This window comes from Methylocaldum sp. RMAD-M, assembly GCF_017832375.1.
Taxonomy (GTDB): domain Bacteria; phylum Pseudomonadota; class Gammaproteobacteria; order Methylococcales; family Methylococcaceae; genus Methylocaldum.
Genome location: NZ_JAFIBZ010000009.1, coordinates 75,113 through 89,705 on the forward strand (window position 1 = coordinate 75,113; position 14,593 = coordinate 89,705).

The 14,593-nt window shown below is 53.9% G+C and carries 12 protein-coding genes and 4 tRNA genes; 6 read left to right on the forward strand and 10 right to left on the reverse strand.

What is annotated here, in order from left to right; translation table 11 throughout:
- A complete protein-coding gene (gene rdgC, locus JOD69_RS11245) occupies positions 1-927 on the reverse strand; it encodes a recombination-associated protein RdgC (RefSeq protein ID WP_086134771.1) in 927 nt (308 codons plus the stop codon).
- Between the two features lie 431 nt (positions 928-1,358).
- Here rdgC and JOD69_RS11250 point away from each other — a divergent pair, with 431 nt between their 5' ends.
- Together JOD69_RS11250 and JOD69_RS11255 are read left to right on the forward strand one after the other, a co-directional pair.
- The gene (locus JOD69_RS11250; RefSeq protein ID WP_086134772.1) at positions 1,359-3,785 is read left to right on the forward strand and encodes an ATP-binding protein; all 2,427 of its coding nucleotides are present in this window, start codon (positions 1,359-1,361) and stop codon (positions 3,783-3,785) included.
- A complete protein-coding gene (locus JOD69_RS11255) occupies positions 3,778-4,539 on the forward strand; it encodes a universal stress protein (protein ID WP_086134773.1) in 762 nt (253 codons plus the stop codon). The genes JOD69_RS11250 and JOD69_RS11255 overlap by 8 nt, the downstream gene beginning before the upstream one ends.
- 105 nt (positions 4,540-4,644) lie before the next feature.
- Here JOD69_RS11255 and JOD69_RS11260 read toward each other — a convergent pair whose 3' ends face one another.
- A complete protein-coding gene (locus tag JOD69_RS11260) occupies positions 4,645-5,061 on the reverse strand; it encodes a DUF4383 domain-containing protein (RefSeq protein WP_077729495.1) in 417 nt (138 codons plus the stop codon).
- Positions 5,062-5,362: 301 nt separating this feature from the next.
- Between JOD69_RS11260 and JOD69_RS11265 the strand changes: the two genes are divergently transcribed.
- Both JOD69_RS11265 and JOD69_RS24660 read left to right on the forward strand, forming a co-directional pair.
- Positions 5,363-5,728: a four-helix bundle copper-binding protein gene (locus JOD69_RS11265; RefSeq protein WP_077729496.1), complete on the forward strand. Its 366-nt coding sequence runs from the start codon at positions 5,363-5,365 to the stop codon at positions 5,726-5,728.
- Between the two features lie 292 nt (positions 5,729-6,020).
- Positions 6,021-6,218 (forward strand): hypothetical protein, encoded by a 198-nt coding sequence (locus JOD69_RS24660; protein WP_240502448.1) that lies wholly within the window; start codon positions 6,021-6,023, stop codon positions 6,216-6,218.
- 339 nt (positions 6,219-6,557) lie between these two features.
- On the opposite strand, the gene JOD69_RS11275 is transcribed toward JOD69_RS24660, so the two are convergent.
- The 5 genes from JOD69_RS11275 to fchA form a co-directional block, all read right to left on the reverse strand.
- Positions 6,558-6,633: transfer RNA gene (locus JOD69_RS11275), tRNA-Lys, on the reverse strand.
- A 27-nt stretch (positions 6,634-6,660) separates the two neighbouring features.
- Positions 6,661-6,736: transfer RNA gene (locus JOD69_RS11280), tRNA-His, on the reverse strand.
- Positions 6,737-6,757: 21 nt separating this feature from the next.
- Positions 6,758-6,834 (reverse strand) — tRNA-Arg (locus JOD69_RS11285).
- 1 nt (position 6,835) lies between these two features.
- Positions 6,836-6,912, reverse strand: a tRNA-Pro gene (locus tag JOD69_RS11290).
- 124 nt (positions 6,913-7,036) lie between these two features.
- A complete protein-coding gene (fchA, locus tag JOD69_RS11295) occupies positions 7,037-7,660 on the reverse strand; it encodes a methenyltetrahydrofolate cyclohydrolase (protein WP_077729636.1) in 624 nt (207 codons plus the stop codon).
- Positions 7,661-7,835: 175 nt separating this feature from the next.
- Between fchA and JOD69_RS11300 the strand changes: the two genes are divergently transcribed.
- Positions 7,836-8,693, forward strand: a complete 858-nt coding sequence (locus JOD69_RS11300; protein ID WP_077729515.1) for an NADP-dependent methylenetetrahydromethanopterin/methylenetetrahydrofolate dehydrogenase — start codon at positions 7,836-7,838, stop codon at positions 8,691-8,693.
- Between the two features lie 62 nt (positions 8,694-8,755).
- On the opposite strand, the gene JOD69_RS11305 is transcribed toward JOD69_RS11300, so the two are convergent.
- Positions 8,756-9,484: a metallophosphoesterase gene (locus JOD69_RS11305; protein WP_077729516.1), complete on the reverse strand. Its 729-nt coding sequence runs from the start codon at positions 9,482-9,484 to the stop codon at positions 8,756-8,758.
- Positions 9,485-9,671: 187 nt separating this feature from the next.
- On the opposite strand from JOD69_RS11305, the gene ispG reads away from it, so the two are divergent.
- The gene (gene ispG / locus JOD69_RS11310) at positions 9,672-10,910 is read left to right on the forward strand and encodes a flavodoxin-dependent (E)-4-hydroxy-3-methylbut-2-enyl-diphosphate synthase (protein WP_077729517.1); all 1,239 of its coding nucleotides are present in this window, start codon (positions 9,672-9,674) and stop codon (positions 10,908-10,910) included.
- A gap of 30 nt (positions 10,911-10,940) precedes the next feature.
- On the opposite strand, the gene JOD69_RS11315 is transcribed toward ispG, so the two are convergent.
- Both JOD69_RS11315 and acnB read right to left on the reverse strand, forming a co-directional pair.
- Entirely contained in the window at positions 10,941-11,765 is an 825-nt protein-coding gene (locus JOD69_RS11315) for a ferritin-like domain-containing protein (RefSeq protein ID WP_086134774.1), read from the reverse strand.
- A gap of 92 nt (positions 11,766-11,857) precedes the next feature.
- A complete protein-coding gene (acnB, locus tag JOD69_RS11320) occupies positions 11,858-14,434 on the reverse strand; it encodes a bifunctional aconitate hydratase 2/2-methylisocitrate dehydratase (protein ID WP_086134775.1) in 2,577 nt (858 codons plus the stop codon).
- Between the last annotated feature and the right edge of the window lie 159 nt (positions 14,435-14,593).

A 14,593-nucleotide genomic window follows, 5' to 3' on the forward strand; every position in this document is an offset into this window, starting at 1 on the left:
CTACACCACAGGTTGTTTCGTTTGAAGGTTTTCGCCGCCAAAGAGCTCGATGAAGCGTGGCAAGAATGTCGCTAACTCGAGGCTCATGATTGCAAAATCCGCGTCGAAGCGTTCTACCGGATCGGACGTTTCGATATCCGCCGCCTCTTCCTGTACCAGGTCCAGAAAACGGAGTTTCTTGATGCCAAACGCCTCGTCGAGAACAAAGCTTAGACGGTCATTCCAAGTGATAGCCAATTTGATGACCTCTTTACCGGCCTCAATGTGATTTTGAATCTCCGGTGCGCTCAGATCGTGGCGGCGGCAGCGCACGATACCGCCGTCTTCTTCCGGAGATCGCAACTCGCATTCGCTTTCCAGAGTGATATCCGACGGCAAGTCGGCATCCATAACCCAGTGGGTCATGATAGCACTGGGCCGCTCACGGGTCGCAGGAGGAACCACTGGCAAAGAACCAAGACACTGACGCAGCAGCGAAGCAATTTCCTCGGTTTTCTTAGCGCTGGCGCTATCTGCAACAAGCCAGCCGCCCTTCGGGTCAATGTAGGCATAGGTGCGCCGGCTGTGGCTAAAGGCGCGAGGCAGTAAATCCTGCATCACCTCATCGCGTAGCGCGTCCCGCTCTTTCCGTCGCATCGGCCGGCCTTGCCGGTCTTCGACTTCGGCTACCCGCTCCGAGAGGATTTCGTTAACTACCGAGGCAGGAACGATTTTTTCCTCCTTTTGAACACACACCATCGCAAATCCGTTGGTGACGTGGACCAGGGGAAAAGTATCCTTGCCGAGCGGTGCGCACCAGCCGTAACTGACGGGCTCTAGACTCCCGCAAGGACGAAAGCGGCGTTGATCGAGCTTTTGCTCGAACTCTGCGACGTCAAGATCGAAAGGTTCTGTAAAACGTAATAAAGATAAGTTCTTAAACCACATAATTCGGAAGCGGCAACCAAAAGGGGCGAATTATGGCGATTGGCGCGTTTTTTGTCATCAATACCGTTTAATCGCCATTTAAATCAGTCTGAAAACTCGACCTAAAGTATATTCGCTACATGTAGAGCGGAAGATCAGGCCTGTCATTGGATGTCAGAATCTTCATTATCATTCGTCGCACTACATTATGATTGATGAAAATGTCCTCGGAATCGGCTTGTCAAATTCGGGAATTAATTGACGCCATCCAGTCCTAACTATTTTGTGAGTTCCATGCTGATCTTTGTTCGAGAATTCTAGCTTTCCGGAATCAGTTGGAAAAATCGGCATTTAAATCATCTCGGATTCATGCTGAGCCATGAGTGATTGCCGGCCTTATTGAAATATCCGACTATTTTTTCGACCATCCTTTTGAAGAGTTGAGTAATTCTATGGGCTACTACCGACAGTCTCTTCTAGCGAGCGTTCTCTACAAAGCGTGCGATCCACAGGAATTCGACTTCTCCACCACCGACGAGTTGGCCGATATCGGTGTCGTGATAGGCCAAGAGCGAGCGCTGGATGCAATTCAGTTCGGCATTTCCATCGTCCAGAAGGGCTACAACATTTTCGCTCTAGGTCCGAGCGGATCCGGGAAGCTGGCGGCGGTTAAGGAAATCGTCGGCCGCGAAGCTGAAAACCGGCCGGTACCCGACGACTGGTGCTACGTCAACAACTTCGGCGAAGCCTCGAAACCCAAGGCCTTGAGATTGCCGGCCGGTCAGGGGCGCCGCTTCGCCCGGGACATGGAGCAAGTCATCGAGGAACTCAGTACCGTCATTCCGGCGACGTTCGAGGGTGAAGAATACCGCGGTCGCGCAGAAGAAATCGAGGAGGAAGCGAAGGAGCGCGAGATCAATGCTCTAAATGAGTTACGCCGAAAATCTTTGCAGCACGGCATCGCTTTAATCGAAACGCCTACCGGATTTGCGTTTGCTCCGGTGGACGAAAAAGGCGAAGTGCTCGGACCCGAGCAATTTCAAAAGCTTTCGGAGCATCAGCAGGAACAGATTCAGGAGGCGGTAACGGATTTGCGTCAGCAGTTGCAAAAGCTGTTGAAGCAATTTCCGGTGTGGCGCAAGGAAGCAAAGGAAAAGCTGAAAACGTTGAATCGAGAAATTGCCGAGTTTGCCGTCAACCATTTGATGGACGATTTGAAAGCCCGTTACGAAGCCATTCCCGGAGTCGTTCAGTATCTGAATGAAGCTCAACGGGAAATCATCGATCACGCGGAAGATTTTTTCCCGAAGCAGGAAGGTGGCATAGCGACGTTGATCGGGCATGCGCCGCGGCCAAGTCCTTTTCTGCGCTATAAGGTGAACCTATTGGTCGACAATAGCGAGTGCAAATATGCCCCAGTCGTCTTCGAGAGCTTGCCGAGTCACAACAATCTGGTGGGACGGGTTGAATACCAAGCCTACATGGGCGCTTTGGTCACCGATTTCACAATGATCAAACCAGGCGCCTTGCATATCGCCAACGGCGGCTATTTGATCCTGGACGCTCGCAAAGTGCTGATGCAGCCGTTCGCTTGGGACAGCCTGAAACGCATTCTTCAGTCGCGCGAAATCCGTATCGAATCTTTGGAGCGTGCGCTAAGCGTAATCAGTACCTCGAGCCTGGAGCCGGAACCGATTCCGCTGGATATCAAGATCATTTTGATCGGGGATCGCGTTCTTTATTATTTGCTCAATGTTTACGATCCTGAATTTCGCGAGCTTTTCAAAGTTTCGGCGGATTTCGAAGAAACGATCGATCGAGATGCCGACGGCAATGCACTATACGCTCGGCTTATCGCCAGCCTGGCGCGGAGAAACCAGTTGCGCCCGCTGGACAAGGAAGCGGTAATCCGGGTAGTGGAACATGCGGCTCGCTTGGTGGAAGATTCGGAGAAATTATCCACCCATTTGCGCAGCCTGGACGATCTTCTCAAGGAAGCCGACCACTGGGCGGCACAGGTACAGCGCGCGATCATCACTCGGGACGACGTGCAGGCCGCCATCGATCACCAGATCCGTAGGGCTGACCGGCTCCGCGAGCGAGTTTATGAAAACATTCGACGCGGAACGATTTTCATCGACACTGAAGGCGCGGTGGTTGGCCAGGTCAACGGCTTGTCCGTAATCAGCTTGGGTGATTTTTCATTCGGCCAGCCGTCCCGCATTACCGCCACCACTCGGTTGGGCAGCGGCAAAATTCTTGACATCGAGCGGGAAAGCGAACTGGGCGGCGCCATTCACAGCAAAGGTGTGATGATTTTGTCCGGTTTCCTAGCACATCGTTATGCTAAGACCCGGCCGTTTTCAGTGACCGCCAGCCTCGTCTTCGAACAATCCTACGGCCAGGTCGAGGGCGACAGTGCGTCCTTGGCGGAACTCAGTGCGATTTTATCGTCACTGGCCGATTTACCGATTCGCCAGTCGCTGGCGGTAACCGGTTCGGTCAATCAAAATGGACAAGTTCAACCTATTGGCGGGGTCAACGAAAAGATCGAAGGCTTTTTTGACATTTGCGCCTCGATTGGCCTAAGCGGAAAACAGGGAGTGATCATTCCCCGTGCCAACGTCAAACACCTCATGCTGCGGCAGGATGTAGTCAAAGCCGCGGAATCGGGCAAATTTCACGTCTACGCGGTGGACACGGTAGATCAGGCTTTAGAGCTGCTCATGGATAAGCCGGCCGGCGAACGTGACGTGACAGGCGCGTTCCCGCCAGATAGCATTAACGGGCGTATCGAACAACGCCTCAGGGAGTGGATCGATATCCAGAAGGAGTTCAGGAGTCAGGAAAGAGCCGGAGAGAATCAAAGCTATGGCTGAAGACGCTCCCATCTCCGAACGAGTCGTGGTTGCTTTGAACGTGCTGCGCCATGATATCGGTATTCTCGAATTGGCGGCGCATCTCGCCGCACGAAAGCAGGCGCAGTTGATTGCAGTTTATGTGGAAGAGACGAACTTAATCAATTTGGCCGAGCTTCCGTTCGCGATAGAGATTGATCGCATCTGCGCGGCCGAGCGTAAAGTCGATTTGCCACGCCTGATGCGCACCCTGCGCTCCAGCACCGAACAAATTCAGCAAACGTTGTACCGGCTGAATCAACGCCTGCGAATTGACGTAAGTTTCCGGACAGTGCGCGGACATCTCGTTTCCGCCGTCATGTCACAGATCGAGCAGGTTGACGTCGTTTTCCTTCCCAAGAGAACCGAGCCGTATAAAAGCGGCGTTAAGAAGAAGATCTCTACATTCCCTATCTGGGTTGTATTCGACGGATCTATGGAAGCTAAGCGCGCCTTACGGATGGCTGTCGAGTTGGCCGAGCTCGAATCAAGCCGACTTAATGTTGCCCTTCCGGCAGAGACTGAGGCCGAATCCGAGGCATTAAAAAGGTTGGCGTTGGAAAGCTGTGTTCAAAGCGCAGCCGCGCAGTTTGTTTCCGTCCGCCCGCTTGATGCTCCAAATTTACTGCGTTCGATGCAGCGCACTGGCTGCCGCTTATTGGTAGTCAAACGTCAAAACGGCGATTTCAGCAAAGCCATTTCGGAGATCGTCGCTTGCCCCGTCGTCCTGGTTTGAATCGCGGCTATGCCGGTAGTATAAAGATGCAAATTACGAGCGGTCGCGATTCCATTTCGCGACCGCTCGTTCAGTGATTGCCCGTTACGATTCACTATCCAAGCTTCACGTATGCCAAGCATGTACCCGTGCTGCACCGGCAAATCCAAAATACGCGGCTACCGCTGCGCTCAATAGGTGCAACCAGGCGTCGATACCGTATATTGGAGCCAACCCGAACAGTGTGTTCGTTGCCGGAATAATCCCCAACAGGAATAACACACCGAAGAGGATCGCATTGGCTCGCGCGAAGGTCACGGCCCTAGGAATACTCCGGGCGGCAAGAATACCCCAGACTCCAACGCCGATATGTACCAAGTTGTGAATCAGATTAACCGGAAAGAGGCCAAACAATCTGCCGTAGCCAGCTTCTATAGCCAATGGAGGACCTCCTACTATCGGCTGTACAAGGCCCGGGATAAAGCCAAGAATACCGATTATCAGGTACACAATGCCAAACACTTTCGCGAAAGTCTGAACCATGACACATCTCCTTCAATATCAGGATAAAACACTCGCTACCTTACTTATCCTCGGACATAAAATATTGCCTCTCTGAAAGGCGGCAGCGCGGTATTTTTCATTTCGCACTGCTAGTCCGAGAAAAGCTTATGTTGTCAATTAGAGCCTTCGAAAAATCGCTAGTTCAGGCTTTAAGGCGTGTCTTTTGACCATTTGAAGACCGAGACGGCAGCTTGCGTACTCTTACCTATTCAAAAGTGAATCTCATGGCAGCATCCTATTTTGAACTACACCGTTAACTCGAAGTTTGAGAGGTGCCGATATGCTGACTCAAGAAGCATCTTCAACTGGCTCCATGCAAGCATGTATCGAGCAGTGTCTGGATTGCCATTCTATATGCCTGGAAACGGTAACCCACTGTCTGGAAAAAGGAGGGCCGCATGCGGAAGCCGATCATATTCGACTCCTCCTGGATTGTGCCGAAATTTGCCAAACCAGTGCGAACTTCATGCTCCGCGGTTCAGAGCTTCACACGTTAACCTGCGAAGTCTGCGCAGAAACATGCGAACAGTGCGGGGACAGTTGTGAGCAATTCGAGAATGACCCCCAAATGCAGGCATGCGCGCAAACTTGCCGAAGCTGTGCTGACGCCTGTCAGGCTATGGCCGAAGAAGCAGGTGTTGAATGATGGGTTTTGGGTTTTAGATAGTCCGACTGAAATTACACCATCGGAGCCCGCATTTCCGGAGCATGCCGCTCGTCAAGCGCAATTTGTCATCATCACCGTACGAGAGCGGTAGCTAAGCGTGTGCGTAAATTGGAGAGCTTAGGCTCCTCAGCTTATGGCTCGGAGCGATTACTCTCATGCCGCCGCTCTCGACCGACCACTGAGAAAATTCACGACCACTCACCGGTTCCTGGACGCCTATTCATGGAGGCTGACGCGTAGCGATCGTGTGTCAAGGGAGCGTCGAAAAGGAATGGACTACAACACCCGACCGATTATGAAAAAAGCCGCGCCAGGAAACAGCAACGCGGCTCCCCACCAGGTACCGGCCATCATCGCAAGAATGCTGACTGCAACCAGAATGGTGCCGATCGCCTGCAATTTTCCGCTCAAGCTGCGTATTGGAGCTGCTTTTAAAGCCCGCCCGCAATGTGGACAAGCATTGGCTTGATCGGGAATCTCCGAGTCGCACGCGGGACATTTCATGGGGGCCATAGCTATAAACTCCGTTACCTTAACAGCGTGAGATTAGCGGAGATTCAGCATGCCTACAACAGTTCGTACTATCGAAATTCGAATGTGACTCTCGGCAATTTCGAACAATGCCTGGATTGGGATAGATCAGGAAAACCTTGCTCCTAAAGCTGGAGATGCTCCAAATTACCGGTAGGACACGGCGGAGAGGTTTCAAAAATGAGGCCCGGTTAAATTCCGACAAGAGATGAGTTTTGGGAATTTTTGAAAACCCGAAAACAAAAAGGCCTGCATTACTGCAAGCCTTTGTTTTAATTGGTGGGCCATGTAGGGATCGAACCTACGACAAACGGATTAAGAGTCCGCTGCTCTACCAGCTGAGCTAATGGCCCGATATGGAGTGCTCGACGAGCTAGAAGTGGGGTGACCGATGGGGCTCGAACCCACGACAACCGGAATCACAATCCGGGGCTCTACCAACTGAGCTACGGCCACCGTCGGAAAATTACAAATAGATGGCGCGCTTGGCAGGACTCGAACCTGCGACCCTCGGCTTAGAAGGCCGATGCTCTATCCGGCTGAGCTACAAGCGCTTGGTCGGGGTAGAGGGATTCGAACCCCCGACATTCTGCTCCCAAAGCAGACGCGCTACCAGACTGCGCTATACCCCGGACGACCTTCTTTAACGAGAAGCCGTTCGGCTAACCATCAAGACTCACAATAATACCCATGTCGTTACAGATCGTCAATCGGTATGCTGCATACCTCTGTCGTCAATGATAACAAGCGCTTGCTTTACAGCTTGCTCTTGACGGTCTGGAAAATTTCCTCATTCAGGAGATCCATTCCGCTCAAAATCCCGTTCAATTCGGCTAAGCGGGAAGATACGAATTTTTCATCCTTTATAGCACCGGCGTTCACATAAACATTTAGCGCGGCGCTTTTCAGCGCAGCGTAACCTGCCACGACGGCAACGCCGGCATCACTGACTACGTTTCGATTCCCTTTTTCCGCTACGATTTTGCTCAACCTGATCACTTCGGCACAGGCTTTCGCGCACGCGATCGGTACATCGGTCGCCTCCTGCAAAGCCGATTGTATCTGCTGGCTTCTGGCGGTCTTCTGTTCTTGCGTTTCTTTTGGTAAACCGTAGGCGCCCATGACCTTATCAAATACTTCGACATCGGCTCTAACCATGTCCATCAGCTGCGCACGCAAGCTTTCCGCTTTCGTCAGCAGCTCTTTCATCTCTGGTTCGACGGCCTCATAATTTTTTTTTCCTATGGTGAGATTACAAACCATGCTCACCAAAGCGGCGCCCATAGCTCCCATAATGGCCGCTGCGCTGCCGCCACCGGGAGTTGCCGACTTGCTGGCCAAGTCATCCAAAAATTGATGGATTGTTTTGTCTTTGATCATGCCATTCGCTCCATCAGGTTCATAGTATGAAAAATGGCCGGAAAGTATAAAACACAAGGCGTTACGGGTTAAAATTTTCCGTTTTTTCGGATTGGCGATATCTCGCCGGTTCGATGACGAATCGGAAAAATCCGCCAAACCCGCTCAAGGTTAAGTGCCATTCCAAGGAAAAAGAATGAAGAAGCTTTTGTTCCAATTCGATACCGATTTTTACCCATCTGTGTTCGACACCGTTGTCGCCTATGATGGCGGCGCGGATCATGTAATCGGCCACGGTGGCCTGACGCCGGAGAACGTTGGGGCATTGGTGGACGGCACAATTTTTACAAGAGCGCCCAAGGATAAAAAAAATACGGCAATCTTCATCGGGGGCAGCGATTTGATGGCCGGACAAGAGCTATTGAAGGCGGTGAAGAAAAAGTTTTTCGGAGGTTTCCGAGTCTCCGTAATGCTGGATAGCAACGGCAGCAATACCACGGCCGCAGCGGGCGTCGCCAAACTCGCAGCGAGCGGAGCAATTGCCGGAAAACGGGCTGTCGTTCTTGCAGGTACCGGGCCTGTGGGCCAGCGGGCGGCGGTAATGCTGGCCAAAGAAGGCGCTCGGGTCTCGATCACATCACGCCAGATGGCTCGCGCCGAGAAAGCTTGCCAAGACATGAAACAGCGGTTCGGCGTCGAACTGACCCCTATTGAGGCTCATGATAACGACGCGCGCGGGAAATCCATAGAGCAAGCGCATATAGTGTTTGCGGCCGGCGCAGCCGGTGTAGAACTGTTGGAAGAACGTCATTGGCAGGATAATCCGTCGATCGAGCTGGTGGCGGATGCCAACGCGACTCCTCCAATCGGTATCGGCGGGACCGATATGATGGACCGTGGAACAGACCGAAACGGAAAAATCGTTTGGGGAGCCATTGGCTTCGGTACGCTGAAACTGGCACTGCACCGTGCCTGTATCGCTAAGCTTTTCGAGAGTAACGATCAAATTCTGGATGCCGAAGAAATTTTCGAAATCGCGAAGACAATGGCCTGAAGGACGCAGGCGCGATTCGAACAGGGCGGCCGCTGACATTTTCGCTTGACCTCGGAGAGCGCCTAAATTTCCAAGATTTTTCTTGGGTCGAATTCGCTTACGAGCTGATTTGGGAAATAGCCTCGGGGATTGCAGAGAATTCGCGTGCCAGAGCACCGATAGTCGGAGACGGCATGGGTATGGCCATGGAACCAGGCTGCGATTTCGAAACTGTGCAGGACTTCTCTCAGGTCATTGCAGTAGGCATGGCGTTTGATCTGACTGGGGCTGTCCCGCCAGCTCCAAGGCGTCGGAGCGTGATGGGTGACCACCACGGTTTTCCCGGGAAACGGTTTTGCGAGCTCGGCAAAGAGCCATTCGCGGGATTCCCAATGCAATTGGCGATAGCTTTTCGCATTCAAAGCATCTGTGCGGTATCGAATCTTTCGGAAATCATTGACGATAGAAACCAGTTCCTCCAGCTGATCGTTATCGTCGCCCCCGAGATCGCTCCACAGGGAACAACCCAAAAATCTCACTCCGTCATACACCCACGCGCGTTGTTCCAGGAACTGCACATTGGTTCCGCTAGCGGCACTAGTTAGGTTTGCCAGGGTCGAGAGATATTCTTGGCCGTAAAACTCGTGGTTACCCGCTACATATATGACAGGCTTTCCAAATGATTTAAGCCAGTCCAAAGCTTGCAGGCCAACACCGATATCTCCGGCTGCGACGACAACGTCCGCATCGGCCGCCGTCGTCTCCAAAGATCCGAATTCGAGATGTATGTCCGAAAAATACTGAATACGCACGGTGTAATGTGATCCTTGGCCGGAGCGTCCTTCGAGGGCTTATTATTCCGGCACACGCTGTAACTTCCATAATTATAACTTGACACCCAAGTAAAGAACTCGGAAATTACCGCAAGCCTACGATAGGCTTGAGCTGTGTCATTGATAAAATAGCGGACTCGCGAAGTATCCCAGTAGGTTTTTAAGCATGATGAATAGAAGAGATTCGGTCGGTGTAAAAGTCGGTGAGATCCAGATCGGCGGCAATGCGCCGGTGGTCGTCCAATCCATGACCAACACCGATACCGCGGATGTAAAAAGCACCGTCAGACAGGTGATGGATCTGGCCAAGGCCGGTTCCGAATTGGTCCGCATTACCGTAAACAATGAAGAATCAGCACAGGCCGTATCTCAGATACGCGAAGAATTGGACAGGAATGGCTGCTTCGTTCCTCTGATCGGCGACTTCCATTTCAACGGTCATAAGCTGCTGGACAAGTTTCCCGGTTGTGCCGAAGCACTGGCGAAATACCGTATCAACCCCGGCAACGTGGGCCGAGGATCCAAGCGCGATCCCCAATTCGCCCAGATGATCGAATTTGCCTGCCGCTACGAAAAACCCGTGCGGATCGGCGTCAATTGGGGGAGCCTCGATCAATCCGTGCTGGCACGCCTGCTTGATGAGAACGCGCAGCTTAGTGACCCAAGACCACTCGCCGAAGTGATGCGCGAGGCGGTCATCACCTCGGCTTTGGAAAGCGCCGAGCGTGCCGTGTCATTAGGATTGCCCAAAAACCGTATCGTACTGTCGTGCAAGATGAGCGGCGTTCAGGAGCTGATCGCCGTTTATCAAGCGCTCGCCGAACGCTGTGATTACGCTCTGCACTTGGGGCTTACCGAAGCCGGCATGGGATCCAAGGGCATCGTGGCGTCTACGGCCGCATTGGCGGTACTGCTGCAGCAAGGCATCGGCGATACCATCCGTATTTCCTTGACCCCCGAGCCGGGCGCCGATCGCACTCACGAAGTCATCGTCGCCCAGGAGATTCTCCAAACCATGGGCATCCGCTCGTTCACGCCGATGGTGATCTCCTGCCCCGGTTGCGGCCGTACGACCAGCGACTATTTTCAGAAGCTGGCTCAGCAGATTCAGAGCCATCTCCGTCACAAGATGCCGGAATGGCGCAAGAAATATTCGGGTGTCGAGGACATGCACGTGGCCGTAATGGGCTGTGTGGTCAACGGCCCCGGCGAGAGCAAGAACGCCAATATCGGAATCAGCTTGCCCGGCACGGGTGAGCAACCGGTCGCCCCGGTCTTCGAGGATGGCGTAAAGACCGTAACGCTGAAGGGTGATCGTATCGCCGAAGACTTTCAGGAATTGGTCGAGCGTTATATCGTGTCCCACTACGGCCCGAATCAGGAACATCAAACCATCGCCGAGTAAGGAATCGAAAGCTCCCCGGCCCGCGGCTCCTCAGTCCGGGCGGGCCGGACTTTCGCTAGCCATCCCCTTCAAACGCTGCAACTCCAGATCGCTAAATCCCGCCGCTCGGCGCAATTCGATATTGAACGGACCGCGGACAGCCCCCCGAAGATAGCGTTCGACAAGATCGAAATATTCCGTTACGGGATCGATTCCCTGTTCGTTGCACACGTATTGAAACCAACGAGTACCTCGCGCCACATGGCCAACCTCGTCCCTCAGGATAATCCTGAGGATATTCGCGGTTGCGTCATCGCCTAAGGCATCGAGCTTGTCAATCATTGCCGGGGTGACGTCCAATCCCCTCGCTTCCATCACGCGCGGAACCAACGCCAGGCGGGCTTTCACGTCGTGCGCCGTGTCCTCGGCTAATTCCCATAATCCTCTATGTGCGGGAAACTGGCCGTAGTCGGCATCAAAGTCTTTTAGCCTTCCTCGAACCAGAGAAAAGTGATAGGCCTCCTCGATGGCTACTTCCAGCCAATCGTTATAGAAGGCCCGTGGCATTCCGCGGAACCGGTAAACCATATCCCAGGCGAGCTGAATCGCGGTGAGTTCGATGTGGGCAACCGCATGCAGAAACGCGATCTTCCCGGCACGGGTCGTGAGTTTCCGCCGCGGCAAATGCCTCGGGTCCACCAGCTCCGGACGCTCCGGGAAGCGGACTTCCGATGCCGGCTTGGGCGGCAAGCGATCATCCAGGGAAAAGCCTTCTCCCCGGAAGGCCAGCGCAGCCCGCTCGGTCGCTTCCAGTTTGGCTTCCACGGATGGCGTGTATAGGCACGATTCCGCAATCTCGAATAAATTGGACGACATGAGTTTCGTAATCGTTTCGGAATAAGAACAACAGGCCGCCACTTGCCGATGCCTCGTCGGGTGCGGCAAGCGGCGCTGTCGCACTTGGCATGTCAAGCCGTGGCGTCTAAAGCGACTTGTTCCGCCTTTCTGACGTAGTCGGGAATCTGATCGAAATTCAGATATCGATAGGTATCCGTTGCGTCCTTTTCCAGAGACTGAACGAAAGCCATGTATTCTTCGTACGACGGGATGCGCCCTAAACTCGAACATACGGCCGCGAGTTCTGCCGAGGCCAGAAACACATTGGCACCCGCTCCCATCCGATTGGGAAAGTTTCGCGTCGAGGTCGATACCACGGTGGCATGGTCCGCCACCCGTGCCTGATTGCCCATGCACAATGAACATCCGGGCATTTCGGTCCGAGCGCCCACTTTGCCGTAGATGCCGTAATACCCTTCCTCGGTCAATTCCAACTGATCCATACGGGTCGGCGGAGCGATCCATAAACGCCCTGGAACTTGCGTCCCGAAGTGCTCCAGGATTTTTCCGGCCGCACGGAAATGGCCGATGTTCGTCATGCAGGAACCGAGAAAGACCTCGTCGATCTGGGTGCCGGCAAGGGCAGACAAGGGTTTTACGTCGTCAGGATCGTTCGGGCAACACAAGAGCGGCTCTTTAATCTCGCTCAGGTCGATCTCGATCACTTCGTGATATTCGGCATCGGCATCGGGCTCCAGGAGCATGGGATCAGCCAGCCAATCCTCCATGGCCGCGATTCGCCGGATTAAGGTTCGTACGTCGCCATAACCTTGCTCGATCATCCATTTGAGCAAAACGATATTGGACCGCAAATATTCCTCAATCGGCTCTTTGTTCAGGCGTACGGTACAGGCGGCGGCGGACCGCTCGGCGGAAGCATCCGCCAGCTCGAATGCCTGCTCTACCTTTAGAGTCGGCAGTCCTTCGATTTCCAAGATGCGTCCTGAAAAAACGTTCTTCTTGCCCTTTTTCTCGAGAGTCAAAAGCCCGCGCTGCATCGCCGCATAAGGAATGGCATGCACCAGGTCCCTGAGCGTGATGCCCGGCTGCATTTCGCCCTTGAACCTGACCAGTACCGATTCCGGCATGTCCAAAGGCATCACACCGGTGGCGGCAGCGAAAGCGACCAGGCCGGAACCCGCGGGAAACGATATCCCGATAGGGAAGCGGGTATGCGAATCGCCGCCGGTTCCGACGGTATCCGGAATCAGCATGCGGTTGAGCCATGAATGGATGATGCCGTCGCCGGGACGAAGCGAAACGCCGCCGCGATTCATGATGAAATCGGGCAAAGTGTGGTGGACATCGATGTCTACGGGCTTGGGATAGGCCGCCGTGTGACAGAAGGACTGCATCACCAAATCTGCAGAAAACCCCAAGCAAGCTAAATCCTTGAGCTCGTCGCGCGTCATCGGGCCCGTAGTGTCTTGAGATCCTACCGTCGTCATATGAGGCTCGCAGTAGGTGCCGGGACGTACACCCTTTACCCCGCAGGCTTTTCCGACCATCTTTTGGGCGAGAGTATATCCCTTGCCGCTGTCCAGTTTAGATTCCGGACGTCGGAATACCGGCGAGATGTCGAGACCCAGTGCCTTGCGGGCACGATCGGTAAGGCCGCGTCCGATGATGAGCGAGATCCTCCCCCCGGCCTGCACCTCGTCCAGCAGAATATCGTTCTTCAAGGCGAAAGTGCAAAGCAGCTCGCCGGTATCGTGGCGCTTGATCTCGCCTTTGTAAGGGTAGACGTCGATAACGTCGCCGGTATGCAAGTTCGAGACATCGCACTCGATAGGCAGGGCACCGGAATCTTCCATGGTGTTGAAGAAGATGGGAGCGATCTTTCCTCCGATGCACATGCCTCCCGCCCGTTTGTTCGGAACACATGGAATATTCTCGCCGATATACCACAGCACCGAGTTGGTCGCGGATTTCCGAGAAGAACCCGTACCTACGACGTCGCCCACGAATGCGACCGGCCAGCCTTTTGTCTTGAGTTCCGCTATCTGCGCCTCGGCATCGGTGACGCCTTCGCGCGGCACTTTCAGCATGGCTTTGGCGTGCAGCGGAATATCGGGCCGCGACCAAGCATCCTGGGCGGGCGACAAATCGTCGGTGTTGATCTCACCCGGCACCTTGAATACGGTCACCGTAATGACGTCAGGCACCTTCGGCCGGCTCGTGAACCATTCGGCTTCGGCCCAAGCCCGCATGACCGCCTGTGCGTTCGCATTGCCGGCTTCGGCCTTCTCGCAAACATCGTGGAACGCATCGAACATCAGCAAGGTATGCGACAAGCCCTTTGCGGCCAGCGTTCCCAACGCCGGATGGTCGAGCAGTTCGATCAGCGGGGCTACGTTGTAGCCGCCCAGCATAGTGCCGAGAAGCTCGGTCGCAAGGCGCGGATCCAATATCGGCGAGACGGTTTCACCTTTCGCGACAGCTGCCAGAAAACCTGCCTTGACGTAGGCCGCTTCATCCACGCCTGCCGGCACGCGGTTGGTCAACAGGTCGAGCAAGAATTCTTCCTCGCCTCGAGGCGGATTTTTGATGAGCGATATCAGAGCCGTGGTCATTTCCGCGCTCAGAGGTTTCGGCACAAGCCCTTGTGCCGCTCGCTCGGCAACGTGTCTGCGATATTCTTCCAGCATGGTTTCCCCTAAAGTTTGCAATTCTGTTCGACTCGAGCCCCACGCACGATTCGAAACGGTTTCATTTGTCGTATAAAACGACCGCCGTTTTCCATTCCCGAGAACGAGTCATCGATCATTGGTCCAAATACCGGGGAACGATCAATCATCAAACCGTAT